This is a genomic window from Photobacterium lipolyticum (assembly GCF_003026475.1).
GTDB classification, from domain to species: Bacteria; Pseudomonadota; Gammaproteobacteria; order Enterobacterales; family Vibrionaceae; genus Photobacterium; species Photobacterium lipolyticum.
Window position 1 is genome coordinate 308,779 of sequence record NZ_PYMC01000001.1, and the last position, 13,038, is coordinate 321,816.

At 44.1% G+C, this 13,038-nt stretch carries 12 protein-coding genes; 8 read left to right on the forward strand and 4 right to left on the reverse strand.

Annotation, left to right across the window (positions count from 1 at the left end; all coding sequences use genetic code 11):
* Window positions 1-311 precede the first annotated feature (311 nt).
* Window positions 312-2,318, forward strand: coding sequence for a cation:proton antiporter (locus C9I89_RS01290; protein WP_245905375.1), 2,007 nt, complete (start codon window positions 312-314; stop codon window positions 2,316-2,318).
* 262 nt (window positions 2,319-2,580) lie between these two features.
* On the opposite strand, the gene C9I89_RS01295 is transcribed toward C9I89_RS01290, so the two are convergent.
* The 4 genes from C9I89_RS01295 to C9I89_RS01310 form a co-directional block, all read right to left on the reverse strand.
* On the reverse strand, window positions 2,581-3,516 hold the full coding sequence (locus C9I89_RS01295) for a class I SAM-dependent methyltransferase (protein WP_107281536.1): 936 nt from the start codon (window positions 3,514-3,516) through the stop codon (window positions 2,581-2,583).
* 179 nt (window positions 3,517-3,695) lie between these two features.
* Window positions 3,696-3,902, reverse strand: coding sequence for a hypothetical protein (locus C9I89_RS01300; protein ID WP_107281537.1), 207 nt, complete (start codon window positions 3,900-3,902; stop codon window positions 3,696-3,698).
* Window positions 3,903-4,078: 176 nt separating this feature from the next.
* Window positions 4,079-4,765 (reverse strand): TIGR01621 family pseudouridine synthase, encoded by a 687-nt coding sequence (locus tag C9I89_RS01305; RefSeq protein WP_107281538.1) that lies wholly within the window; start codon window positions 4,763-4,765, stop codon window positions 4,079-4,081.
* 116 nt (window positions 4,766-4,881) lie between these two features.
* The gene (locus tag C9I89_RS01310; protein WP_107281539.1) at window positions 4,882-6,216 is read right to left on the reverse strand and encodes a sodium-dependent transporter; all 1,335 of its coding nucleotides are present in this window, start codon (window positions 6,214-6,216) and stop codon (window positions 4,882-4,884) included.
* A 438-nt stretch (window positions 6,217-6,654) separates the two neighbouring features.
* On the opposite strand from C9I89_RS01310, the gene cls reads away from it, so the two are divergent.
* From cls to C9I89_RS01345, 7 genes are all read left to right on the forward strand, one after another.
* Window positions 6,655-8,112, forward strand: coding sequence for a cardiolipin synthase (cls, locus tag C9I89_RS01315; RefSeq protein WP_107281540.1), 1,458 nt, complete (start codon window positions 6,655-6,657; stop codon window positions 8,110-8,112).
* 344 nt (window positions 8,113-8,456) lie between these two features.
* Window positions 8,457-9,341 carry a LysR family transcriptional regulator gene (locus C9I89_RS01320; protein WP_107281541.1) on the forward strand — a complete coding sequence of 295 codons (885 nt, stop codon included), beginning with the start codon at window positions 8,457-8,459 and terminating at the stop codon, window positions 9,339-9,341.
* A 323-nt stretch (window positions 9,342-9,664) separates the two neighbouring features.
* On the forward strand, window positions 9,665-9,877 hold the full coding sequence (locus C9I89_RS01325) for a Flp family type IVb pilin (RefSeq protein WP_107281542.1): 213 nt from the start codon (window positions 9,665-9,667) through the stop codon (window positions 9,875-9,877).
* A 2-nt stretch (window positions 9,878-9,879) separates the two neighbouring features.
* Entirely contained in the window at window positions 9,880-10,314 is a 435-nt protein-coding gene (locus tag C9I89_RS01330) for an A24 family peptidase (protein ID WP_107281543.1), read from the forward strand.
* 12 nt (window positions 10,315-10,326) lie between these two features.
* Window positions 10,327-11,151 carry a Flp pilus assembly protein CpaB gene (gene cpaB, locus C9I89_RS01335; protein WP_107281544.1) on the forward strand — a complete coding sequence of 275 codons (825 nt, stop codon included), beginning with the start codon at window positions 10,327-10,329 and terminating at the stop codon, window positions 11,149-11,151.
* Window positions 11,151-12,554, forward strand: a complete 1,404-nt coding sequence (locus C9I89_RS01340) for a type II and III secretion system protein family protein (protein ID WP_245905376.1) — start codon at window positions 11,151-11,153, stop codon at window positions 12,552-12,554. Before cpaB ends, C9I89_RS01340 begins: the two co-directional genes overlap by 1 nt.
* The gene (locus C9I89_RS01345; RefSeq protein WP_107281545.1) at window positions 12,551-13,033 is read left to right on the forward strand and encodes a hypothetical protein; all 483 of its coding nucleotides are present in this window, start codon (window positions 12,551-12,553) and stop codon (window positions 13,031-13,033) included. The genes C9I89_RS01340 and C9I89_RS01345 overlap by 4 nt, the downstream gene beginning before the upstream one ends.
* The last annotated feature ends 5 nt before the right edge of the window (window positions 13,034-13,038 follow it).

Genomic DNA, 13,038 nt, shown 5'->3' on the forward strand with positions numbered 1-13,038 from the left:
TTCTTGATAAATACTGTAAATTGAGGGGCACAAGCTAAGCTTTGCCCCTCTAATGGCGCGGTGAATTTGTCTCCTGATATAGAAAAGAGGCTGTTAAATGCATATCTAAGTGACCTTAAGGTTAGTTAGGTAAAAAGATTTCCATAAATTCATACATCCAATTACTGTCATTCAACACAGGTCGTTACACTCATTCCCCCTTAAAATGAACTATTGTCAATAGTATCCATTTAGCTCTGTAATAGCCGTGATGTCGTATCACCAATGCGCGCTTAGAATGGTGCAATTATTCATTTTGGGAGGCCATTTTAGTGAGTTATTCTATATCAGAATTCTTTATGGCCATGTTTATCTTGCTGCTCGCGTCAGCCATCACCAAGCCGCTGGCTAAGCTAACCAGGATTCCCTACTCTGTACTGCTAGTACTAGCCGGACTTTTGCTCCATGAAACGCAGGATTTACTCTCCCTGCCCCTGGAAGCGCTGACAAACAAAGAGGTAACCCACGACATTATCCTTTTTGTGCTCTTGCCCACCCTGGTCTTCGAAACAGCATACAATCTGGATATCAGCAAGTTAGCCGCAAATCGGCTGGCCATTTTTGTGCTGGCTCTACCTTGTGTACTGATTTCCACGTTAGTGGTTGCAGCATTTATTAGCGGATTTACGTCCCTTGACTGGCACGTTGCCTTGCTGCTCGGGGCAATCTTAAGCGCCACTGATCCCAGCGCAGTCATTACGGCCTTTCGCCAACTCAGAGCACCCAAAGACCTGATCATGCTGATTGAGGGTGAAAGCCTGTTCAACGATGCTACTGCCATCACTCTTACTAAGATACTGGTGGTTAGTTTTGCTTTCGCAGAAGGATTCTGGCCGACCCTATTGAACGGTAGCGGCCTTTTTCTATTGACACTCGGCGGCGGTATTATTTGTGGCTGGCTACTTGCCCTATTCTTGCTTCTGCTATTAAAAAAGATGCCGGATGATCCCTTTTGGGAAATCAGCCTCAGCCTTCTTTTAGCTTTCGGTAGCTATCTCTTTGCTGAAGAAATTCTGAATGCCAGTGGCATCGTAGCAACAGCCACCGCAGGTATTACCATAGCAAGCAAGGCACCGCTTCCCATTTCACGTAAATCCCAGCAGTATCTCAATCACTTTTGGTCTTATCTCTCTTTTATTACAACGGCCAGCGTCTTCCTAATTGTGGGACTCTGGATGGATTTAACCTTGATTTGGGAAAATGCCGCCATTTCTCTGATTGTGCTTGCAGCTCTGTGGCTGTCACGCGCATTCATCGCCTACGCCCTGATCCCAAAAATCGGTCACCTACAACGTCAGGCTAAGGCGATTCCCATTGAATTCCGCCACCTTATATTTGTAGGCGGACTGCGTGGGGCTGTCACCATGGCTCTGGCTATGGGACTGGTTACTCTGTTTGGAAATGAAACCATCTTGTCTGTCGCCATCAGTGTGGTCTTTTTCACGACACTGCTCCAAGGGATGCTAATTGGCCCGCTTACTTCTCATTTAGGCTTAAAAGAACGAGACATTAATGACAGTATTGCCTGTGCGGAACTCACCCTATCCACACTCCATCATAGCCGGAAAGCATTGCAGCCCCTGCTCAAATCGGCGTTCGCCAAAACAGGCGCTCCGCAAGAACTTTCCCTCAAGCTGCTCCCTATGATTAAGGCTCAGGAGAGGCAGTTGCACCACTGGTTTAGCGTTGAAGTGGGCCCGATCGGCTTATGGAACCGTCTCATGCTACGTTGCGCGAGTATTGAGATAGGCTACTTATATCGGCTATTTGACCAAGGCTTGATTAGAGGCGTTATTTTTGAAGAGCTAAAAAACTCACTTGATGAGCAGATGGAAGCGATCCGCCACCAATATCAAAGACCGAAATTCTCACTACTACCTAAAGAGTTATCAGGCTTGCTTCATCGTGCAAGAATACATATAACAAGCTCCTCCCAAAAGCTTATAGAACAAGAATATGAAATGGCCTGGGCTAGATTTCTTAGCTGTAATAACGTGCTCGACGAGTTTAAAGCTTGGACGGAAGATGAGGAAATTCCAGAAGCCGTTGCGGGTAGTGTGGCAAAAATATGGCAAGGCTGGCTAGATAGCTGCGAAACAAAAATCGTAACAATAGAACACCAACAGCCTATTATTTCCGCACAGGTTCAGCGGAGACTATTAAGAAACTATTTGCTAACAGCCCAATCCGAGCATTTACAGAACTACGTCCAGCAGTACCTCATATCGGAAGAAGATGCAGAGCAGATCAAAGAACAATTAAGATCGATGGAAACCTAGCTATTACTGACACTCATACCATTAGCTGATATGGCAGAGTTTAACTGGCCTGCCTTTAGTAGATTGATTTTCCACCTTGGTTTGAAGGCGAAAGCGCCTTAGCATAATTGTTCAATTCGCACATGACCATTCAGATCAACTCTACCGGTAATAGACGTCAATTTAACCTACTTTTAGGGGCATTTTTGAGCTAGTGGCACTGAATAAAACCTTCGTGGTTGCTAATGGTAAAAGATTTTCCACTAGCTACCACTGTAAAAAATCAATAGGTAAATCGCATAACTTTCAATCCTCTTTCAGGATCAATTTCTTCAAATTCAGGCGGATTATCTAAACGCTCAATAAAACGCAGTTCAGGCGCTTCCGTGGCCATTCCTTCAATTAAAAAACTGGTTGATACTGCAGGAGAATTGACACAAGCCAATACTTCCCCAGTTTCAGTTAATAAGCTCGGTAAACGACGTAAAACTTTCTGATAATCTTTCGTCAAGGCAAAACTATTTTGCTGAAAGCTAGGGGGATCAATCACAATCAAATCATAAGGACCAAGTTTCTTTAATCTTCCCCAAGATTTAAACAAGTCATGTCCAAGAAACTTCACTTTGGATAGGTCATGCTGGTTTAGCCTATGATTATCACGCCCGCGACTCAACGATGCTTTTGCCATATCTAAGTTGACGACTTGGGACGCTCCCCCTTCAATAGCAGCCACGGAAAAGCCACAGGTATAAGCAAACAGGTTAAGGACGCGCTTACCTGCAGCATTGTCTTGTACCCATTGACGGCCATAGCGCATATCAAGGAACAAACCGTTATTCTGATTACGCCCAAGATCCAGCTTGAATGTCAGGCCATTTTCAACGACATTCTGCTGTTCAGAGGTTTCACCCCATAATACTTCAGTAGGTGCACCCGGGCGATCACGGTGTTGTAAGAGCAATGATGTTGCACCACTTTTTTGCCACACATCCGTTTCAGTCAGTGACATTAACAGTGTGTGCAATGCGCTCAAAAAGGCTTCGGAAGGCTCCTTAAACAAGGATACCAGGATTTGTCCCTGCAACCAGTCAACGGTGACTTGTTCTAAGCCAGACCAGCAACGGCCACGACCATGAAATAGGCGGCGAACTTCTACAGGTGGTGTAGCCAGTTTCGCAATCAGATGTTGTTCTAAGGTAGTTAGCGCGCTGGTTTCCATAACTTTACTGGGTATATTGAAATAAGGTCGCCATTCTATACCCAAACCACCTCAAGATGCGAGATTCAGCCCTTTCACTGGGAACTCAATTCGAATGAAATGTGTAGGAATGGCGAGCCCTTCCAAACACATTTTGTGAAGACGTAACTTCCCACCAACAAAAAATGGGTATCTCGCGATCAGGCAACCAACTTCAACTGCTCTTCTGGTAGGCGATTATTCGCGAGGACAACATATTCTGCGGTAATACGCACTTGTCGTTGACGTTTGATTCGATTTTTAATTTTTTGACTATTACGGCGGATTGACGCTAGGCCCCAAAAACTAGATTGGTTTTTTTTCTTTTTAAGACGCATGCGAAGCGATACTGAGCGGGTAAGGCGCATTTTATTCCTCAGACCAGGTAAATCCTTGGCCGGCATTATATGTGACCTATATCAAAAAAATAATTGCGCTTGCTCAATTTCCCTAAGGTTAGCGATAAAAAAAGGGCTTTTTATCGCTTACGGCTTCACTTCTTATCTCAACGCTTATTTGTAACAGTCAAAGAGGCTTAATTAGTTCATTTCTTAACCGAAAGATTAGGCCAAGTCAGCTCCCAAGGGCTATGCCATTCAGTAAGCGCTCGTTTCACTTCCTCAGTTTGCCATAGCACGCCAGCCTCAGGCGGACAAAGGAATTGCTGTTTTTCACCTTGATAAGGAAACGATAAGGCAAAAGCATGTAAATATCCTCGATCCGCAGCTTCACAGCCATAAATATCATCACCGGTGATGCCTGAGCCAACACTCCTTAATGCCACTCTGATCTGATGGGTTTTACCCGTATGGGGTTTGCATAAGAACAAACGGCGTCCGTTTCCTGCTGCAGTGGAAAAGAACTGGGTTATCGCTGGGTTCTCCTTGCTCGATTCGAGCTTCCAACTGCTTCTGCGAGAGCGAGTCATATCACCGACAACAACACCTTGTTTCTTTTTAGGCTTTTTAGTTCCAATTGCCACATAAAATTTTTCGACGTCTCGGTTAGCAAAGTTAGCCGACAGCTCTGCTGCGGCTTTACGGTTGCGACCCAATAGCAGTAAACCTGACGTCATCTTATCTAACCGATGGATCAGATATAGCTTTTCATCACCGGTCTGCTTAGCCACTTCAGCAAGCAAGGGCTGATCGTTATCATCTTTATGAACACTCACTCCGTGATGTTTATTGATAACCAGAAAGTCAGAATGTTGATAAACCAGAGTGAACATAGCCAGATACCAGTCAATGAGACAAAAAATCAAGACGCGGAGTATATACCGTTTGCTATTAAACACAAAAGCCGCTCAATTGAGCGGCTTTATTTGTCCTTTGTTATAACTAGGGATCAGGCAAAGAACACCATCAGCATCATAATTGGACAAACAACACGTACATACCAAGGCCAGATTTTCCAGAACAGACCTTGTTCCAGCTCCGGGTAACCTTCTTTGATTTCTTTCAGTACGTTGTCACGCTTCCATACCCAACCAACCAGTAAAGCAAACAACATACCCAAAATTGGCTGTGCATATTCAGTGGTTAAAGAAATGACCAAACCAAATAAATCGCCGAAGTTGAATACGATAAGCGCAGAGAACAGGGTGATCAACCCACCGATCCACCAAACAGCCACTTTTCGGTCTTGGTTTAGCTCTTCGGTTGCGCATGCTACTGGCACTTCAAGCATAGAAATCGATGAGGTTAAAGCTGCAATCACCATCAGCACGAAGAACATCACGCCGACAAACAGACCTCCAGCGCCCATGGTATTGAACATGGCAGGAAGTACACTGAAGACCAAAGTATCAGAATCCAGCAATGCACCCGCTTCATTGTAGATTTCTACGCCGTTGTGCTGTGCGACGAACATCGCAGGTAAAATAAGCATACCGGCAATAAAGGCGACAGAGGTATCAAGCAATGCAACCTGCGCTGCCGTTTTGGGTAAATTCGCATCTTTTTTCAGGTAAGAGCCATATACCATCATTGAACAGACACCCAATGACAGTGAGAAGAAGGCCTGGCCCATTGCACTCACAACCAAATCAGGGCTGAGATGTGAAAAATCTGGAACCAGATACATTTTCAGCCCCTCCATTGCCCCTTCCTGGGTCAGGATGTAAGCCACCATCACAACAAACAAAATCAGCAGTACAGGCATTAATCGGGTTGACCAGCGTTCAATACCGTTAGCAACACCATTGCGTACGACCATAATAGTCAGCACCATAAAGGCTATCATCAAAATCAGGTTACGACTGGCGCTGAATGATTCCAGCCAAATTGCCGCATTCACAAAACCAATTGCTTCGAGTATAGGCCCTACCAGAAAGCCAAATAACCACCCTGCAACAATGGCATAAAAACTAAGGATCATAGATACCGCAATCATACCCGCGATACCCAGAACGGTTGCCGCACCACGTTGCTGAGGCCAAATAGAACGAATTGATTTAATTGGGTTTGCACTGCCGTAACGACCAATTGTCAGTTCTGCGACCAACAATGGATAAGCCAACGCAAAAACCATTACCAGATAAACTAAAAGAAAAACGGCACCACCGTTACTTGCCGCCTGGGTCGGAAACCCCCAAATATTGCCAAGACCAACCGCTGAACCGGCTGCTGCCAAGATGAATCCTATCCGTGAGCTAAATTGCGCTCTTGAGCTACTTGCCATACTACTTCTCTAATAATTTGTGTTTGATGATATCGCTGTTTGCATACCCATCGACCTGTGCATGTAAAGTATTGTGTACACTTTATGAATACCAATTCCTTTACCATTACTGGTAAGTAGAACAGTTTAAGAATAGAATGTGAAGTCTGCGTTTCTATTTTTTGATCCATCACTCTTATTTAACAATAACCCCCCCCCTTTTTGGTTATATTTTAGCCGCCACTCAAACAATTATTTTGTATTTATCCGATCTTGTTAGAATTTCTAGCTTCTCTTTATTACGCCCAATCTATCGATATCACCTCAGATCCAGAATTCATTGCCTTTCAGGCAAGACTGTACAATTCAGAAATTGATCATAATTGGTATTAAGGCTATGTTTTGTTGATGAAAGAATGCAGAATAGAAACAACATAATCGGTCCGATAAGTCATTCACATGGAACAGTTTTATCAAGTCTTAGCCTGGGTAGCTGTATTTGCTTACTGGTTGATTGTTGCCGGTGTGACCATTCGTGTGGTATCGAAACGCCGTGTCGTTGGCGTCTCTCTCGCCTGGCTGATGATTATCTATATCATCCCTATCGGCGGCATCGTTTTTTATTTCTTATTTGGTGAACTCACGCTTGGTAAAAAGCGGGCTGAACGTGCTAAAGAAATGCTTGCCCCGTTTGCCGACTGGTTCCGACACCTCAGCGATTGTCCGGGCCACCAGCCCCAGTTAATGAGCAGAAATGCACGTCCTATCAGCGAGTTGTGTGAAAAAAGATTAGGCATTCCGGGGCTTTCCGGCAACTCACTTTCGATACAGGATTCCCCCGCTAAGATCTTACGTTCGCTGATCGATGACATTGAACAGGCAACAGAATCGGTCCATTTTGAATTTTATATCTGGCATCCGGGTGGATTAGCCGATGAAGTGGCCATCACGCTAATTAATGCTGCAAAACGTGGTGTATCGGTCAAAATCCTACTCGATTCTGCCGGTAGTATGCGTTTCTTCCGCTCTCACTGGCCGAAGTTAATGCGTCATGCGGGGATCGAGATCATTGAAGCCCTTGCCGTCACCCCTTTACGTGTGTTCCTGCGACGCCTGGATTTACGCCAGCACCGAAAAATTGTGGTTATCGATAGCAAGATTGCTTATACCGGTTCAATGAACCTGGTCGATCCTGAGCATTTCAAAGTTGATGCTGGCGTCGGCCAATGGGTTGACGTTATGGTTCGTCTGACAGGCCCGGCAGTCTCTGTTCTGAATGGCATCCAAGCATGGGATTGGGAAGTGGAAACAGGTGAACGCTTCTTACCACCCCTACCTACTGGCGAAATCAAACCCTCAGCAGAAAATACCGATACGGTGCAAGTGATCCCTTCCGGCCCGGGCATGCCAGATGAAATTATTCACCAAGTGTTATTACTCAGTATTTACCAGGCGCAAGAAAGCGTGGTTATCACTACGCCTTATTTTGTCCCCAGTGAACATTTACAACACGCCCTTAAAGGTGCATCACAACGTGGGATCAGCGTCCACATCATTGTGCCGGATAAAAACGACTCAGTGATGGTTGAATGGGCCAGCCGCTCATTTTTTAGTGAATTGCTCAGCGCAGGCGTGAAGATCCATCGTTTCCAAGGTGGGTTATTACATACCAAATCCGTCATTATCGATGACAGTCACTGCTTAATTGGAACCGTCAATCTGGATATGCGCAGCTTATGGCTGAACTTTGAAGTCACCATGGTTGTCGATGACCCGGAATTCACCCAACAGCTGAGCTGGCTGCAACAAGAGTATATAAAGGGTTCAACTTGCCTGGATGAAAAAGAATGGGCCCAACGTCCGGCACTCAATAAACTCATTGAGCAGTTATTTTATATGTTTAGCCCGTTGCTGTGATACTCGCCTACTCTGAATGTTTCATTATCTTTAATAATAAATCCTAAAGATTATCTTTATTGACAATATGGTTATTAATCACTTTAAGCCATGGAGCTCATACAAATACTCACCTTATACTTCTTTAGGCAAAACTGAGAACTAAACAGTGTACAAATAATCACGATCATATTAATATCCTCAGCGAATGATTTGAGTGGTGCATATTCATATCTAACTATCAGTTATTGTCAATTCTATCAAAGAAAAGTATTAATGATAGGTAAGCCAGTAACTGACTAATGAAAATATAACAGCTCTTATTAGCTTCACTTTTTACATTTCAACAACATTCAGAAGAATAAATGAAACTACAACTCGAAAATTTAAGCTCATTTATTACTGCTGCCGAGAAAGGCTCATTCAGCGCTGCGGGTCGGGAACTCAATAAAAGCCAGGCATCGATCAGTATTTCAATCCAGAATCTAGAAATTGATCTTGGTTTCGAACTTTTTGATCGTACCAACAAGTATCCGAGACTGACCGAAAAAGGTGATCGAGTCTTTAAAAATGCAAAATTAATGATGTCTCAATACGATAATTTTATCGAGAAGACCAAGTCAATTTACTCAGTGCATGAAGTTCGCCTTAGAGTCGGGATGGATCCGCTTATTTGCGGACCTGAAATTATTCAGATTCTTTGCGAATTTTCTGAAAACTTTCCTCTCGTCGAACTCTTTCTCATGCAGCAAAGTAGCTGTACTCTTTTCGACGAAATCAAAAATAACAATCTCGACTTAGCATTAGGTATCTTTCCGTCCAGAGACAAAATTGATTGCGAATTTGTTACAGCTTTTCATATGCATAGTTCCTGGGTTGCCTCTCCTGACTTTCTGAAAAAGCAAGGTGAAAGCCTGAGTTTTCATGATTTTTGTAACTCACGACTCCTGCTCCCGACAGACTTATCGTGTATGGGGATGGGTGAGTTGAAAACAGCCCCTCAATGTTGGCATGTCGAAGACATTCATACCATTCTTACCTTATGCCGTAACGGTATGGGGATCAGCTTTCTGCCTAATTTTGTCATTGCTAATGACCTTGAATTTGGTCGATTAAAAACGGTTTCCCTCTCATTTAATCAGTTAAAGAATGATCACTGGCGTACTTCCATTATATGGCCTAAGAGCTATATTTTAGGCCCGGCGATGAATTGGTTACATCAACGCCTTACTGCAATCGAATACATCTAAACGAGTTGCTTTTTCATCAAAAAATATAAAAACAACATAAGAGTATTGTGATGCGGTAAAACAATCACAATACCCTTCTGCTCATTTTAATACCCCTCTTGCTTCTTCTTGCCACCTCCCCCACAAAACAATTAACCAACATTGCAGCAAGAAACATAAAAAAATAAACCGTGCATGTATAACATCATGAAGATAAATTTACGATAAAAATAAAAGAACAGCGACCTATAAAAAAACCTAATAGGTTGTATTTTTCATTCTTTTTGTGAACTATTTATGATGCCGCAGCATATTTATCATGCCCCCTACGAAGGACATTCAAAATGATGAAATTATACACAAACACAATGGCATTTCTGTACACATATAAAAACGATGAGCGCGGAGTTACGGCAATTGAATACGGTTTGATTGGTGTGGCAATGGCTGTGGCACTAGGTTTAGCATTTAGTGACACTGGCTCAATTATGCAAAGTTTAAAAGCAGCATACGCTGCGATTGGCAAACAGCTAAAAGACTTAACACCTACAGCTTAATAATGTCTCTATTATCTCTCTTGGGTTTAATCGTTCTTTACGTAAGTTATTCCGACATTCGTTACCGTTTAATTCCTAATTGGGTATGTGTAGTCATTTTTTCCTTGTCACTGCTTCTCGCTATAGAACAGCATCAAGTGATTGTCGGCTTACTTAGTACCACAATCGTCTTTTGTACCAGTCTGTTACTGTTCTACTTTAGGATCATAGCAGCAGGTGATGGCAAGCTGGCTGCGGCATTAGCCGCAGCTCTGTTGCCCGGGCAACTCCTCAATGCGGTAATCCTCACCCTGTTGGCCGGAGGCGCCCTGGCTGCTTTCTATTTGATTAAAGACCGACTGATCCTCAAGAAAAAACCGGGCGAAGACCGGGGCTTGCCCTACGGCGTTGCCATTTCATTTGGGTTTTACCTGACCATTGTTGCCAACTCTATCTAGTGTGATTGCACCATGAGCTCAAAAGTGATTTTCGTTATTGCCTTTCTGGCCGTCATTACCGGTATTTATGGTGTTGCTGACACACTATTCAATGCCACAGAAAGCACCACGTCAGAAACTGAAATTCCCGCGCAGGCTGAAGAAACCTATGTCACCTTCTGGCGAGCAAAAACAGATGTGCGTAAAGGGGAAACCTTGCCTGCAGAGTCCGTAGAAAGGCAACAAGTCACTCTGAGCGAAGCATTGGCATTGGGGATTAAAAAAGATGTTGAGCTTAGCTTTAAGCCGACAACCTTGATGAATACCATGGTGAAAACCGACGAGTTGGTGTTCCCTGAATATCAAACCACTAAAGATCAACCGGGTTATCTTGATCTACTGATCAGCGAGGGTATGACACTTTATCCGTTAACCATCTCGTCCAAAAACATGATCGCCGGTTATATCAAGCCCGGTGACAATGTTGACATCATGGCGATCAGCTCACCGAAAACCAATCTGTCGAACACGACCAATCAGCTGGAAGAGTTTGAAGGCGTGAAAGCCACCCTGTTGTTATCTCAAATACGGGTTATGTCCGTCGGTAACGGTGACTCAGAGGCGATTAATCCGCAAGTTAACAATAACGGTAACGGTGAATCCACCATCGTTATCGAAGTAAAACCAGATGATTTAGCCCGATTAGCGCTGGCACAACGAACCATGTATTTAGAGATTGTCCGCAGTCAGCACTATCAGCGTCAACCGGAGGCGAATGTCAGTGATGTTGTTCCCAATTACAGCGGCATTATTGAACTACGTGGTACCGAGAAAGGAAACCTGGGAGAGCTGTTCTAATGGCTGATTGCAGACAATTTAAAATATACGCAACAGCTCGATTCGGGCTATTTACTACGCTAAGGGTACTGCTGCTAACAACGATGGCACTATTTGCTCAATCGACCATGGCATCAGGCCGTTACTTGCCGGTTAATGCCGCGACCAATATCGACTTTGAACAGGACATTGGTACTGTTTTTATCAGTCAACCTGACATTGCCGACTACAAGATCATTAACAAACGCACTTTAGTCTTATTTACTAAAAATATCGGTCAGGCTCAGCTGATTGTTTACAGTAACAATCAAAATAAGCTGCTGTCTCAGCTTATCCATGTCGATATTAATCTGACAGATATTCGTCGCCAGCTAACACTTTATTACCCGGATCTGGATATTTGGATCACCTCTGTCGGCGATAAGGTCGCGGTTCGCGGCAAAGTCTATTCTGAAAAGCAGCGTGATGATATTTACCGCCTGATCGCCAACCTATTAGGCCGAGAAAAAGTAACCCGCTACGGTGAAGCTGAAGACCTGAGTATCAAAAACGGCGACAACGAGTTCGAAGAAATGCAATGGGTTAACTTCCACCGTAACTACCGCTGGGACGGCATTATCGAAGGGCTGGAAATTGATAGCGTAAAACAAATCAACGTTAAGATTTCTGTGGCCCAGGTTTCAAAAGAGTTCAACGAAACCCTCGGGGTAGATTGGGGCAGTCTCGGTCAGTCAGTAGGTACCTTTTCTTATCAGCAATTTAATGCAACCGATCTGTCGACCGTGATCAGTGCCATTGGCAATGACAGCATGGCAGAAGTATTGGCCGAGCCCAATCTCACCGTGATGTCAGGTGAAAGTGCCAGCTTTCTGGTCGGCGGCGAAGTGCCGGTGATCGTTACCAACCAAAATACCACCAACATCAGCTTTAAGGAATTTGGCGTTAAGCTCAATCTTTCGGCCAAAGTTGAAAGCAACGACAACATCCGCCTGCAAATCGCACCAGAAGTCAGTGCTATTGAGAGGATCATTAAAGCGGCGGGTATCGAAGTTCCTCAGTTGAGCACCCGCCGTGCCTTAACAACAGTAGAACTCGCCGATGGTGAAAGCTTCATGCTGGGCGGCTTAATGAGCAGCGACGACTTTGAAGAAATCAGCCGCATCCCTCTATTGGGTGATATCCCAGTATTGGGGGCAGCCTTTCGCAAGGCAACTACCAAGCGCATGAAAACCGAGCTAATTATTGTAGCTACCGTGAACCTGGTTAAACCCGTCACATCGCAAGAAGTACGACTGCCGGTAATACATAAAACATCCACCCTGAGCCGTTTGTTTAATATCTATGGCAAAAAATCAACGCACAACGAAAAAGTAGCGGACTCATTAACAATAGACATGTTAAACCGCGGAGGCTTTATTCAATGATACGACACATTATTCTGCTGACTTTCGCTTTGCTGCTTTCTGCCTGCGTTGATAAACCACTGCCCGCCAAAGGTGCTGAAGCATTGATTTATCCTGAGGAGCATAGCTTTAACATTGATGTTAAACGCCATGGTCTAACCGCAACCCAAAGCAGGGTTGAAGCAATCATTACAGACTTTTTACCTGCAGCCCCTGATACCGATTGGGTAATCTCTTATCGGACACTGCGGGAACAAAAGATCGCAAAAAAAGCAGAACAACAGCTTAATCAGGCCGGCGTGTCGCCAAGACGAATAAAACGACAGCAATTACCCTCACAGGCCAATGATATTGTTATAAAAATCAAACAATACCACCTGATTACAGAAAACTGCTCAGCCTACCAAATCAATACTAATACAGTAAAAACAGGCTGTTTTGTTGAAACATTAAGAATGAAACAAATTGCATCGCCAAGTCGACTTGCAGCACAGTCTTAAGGAAC

Coding starts and splice junctions, on each gene's coding strand:
- C9I89_RS01295 (WP_107281536.1), bottom strand. CDS start 3,516: ATGGAAACCAGCGCGCTAACTACCTTAGAACAACATCTGATTGCGAAA.
- C9I89_RS01300 (WP_107281537.1), bottom strand. CDS start 3,902: ATGCGCCTTACCCGCTCAGTATCGCTTCGCATGCGTCTTAAAAAGAAA.
- C9I89_RS01305 (WP_107281538.1), bottom strand. CDS start 4,765: ATGTTCACTCTGGTTTATCAACATTCTGACTTTCTGGTTATCAATAAA.
- C9I89_RS01310 (WP_107281539.1), bottom strand. CDS start 6,216: ATGGCAAGTAGCTCAAGAGCGCAATTTAGCTCACGGATAGGATTCATC.
- cls (WP_107281540.1), top strand. CDS start 6,655: ATGGAACAGTTTTATCAAGTCTTAGCCTGGGTAGCTGTATTTGCTTAC.
- C9I89_RS01320 (WP_107281541.1), top strand. CDS start 8,457: ATGAAACTACAACTCGAAAATTTAAGCTCATTTATTACTGCTGCCGAG.
- C9I89_RS01325 (WP_107281542.1), top strand. CDS start 9,665: ATGATGAAATTATACACAAACACAATGGCATTTCTGTACACATATAAA.
- C9I89_RS01330 (WP_107281543.1), top strand. CDS start 9,880: ATGTCTCTATTATCTCTCTTGGGTTTAATCGTTCTTTACGTAAGTTAT.
- cpaB (WP_107281544.1), top strand. CDS start 10,327: ATGAGCTCAAAAGTGATTTTCGTTATTGCCTTTCTGGCCGTCATTACC.
- C9I89_RS01340 (WP_245905376.1), top strand. CDS start 11,151: ATGGCTGATTGCAGACAATTTAAAATATACGCAACAGCTCGATTCGGG.
- C9I89_RS01345 (WP_107281545.1), top strand. CDS start 12,551: ATGATACGACACATTATTCTGCTGACTTTCGCTTTGCTGCTTTCTGCC.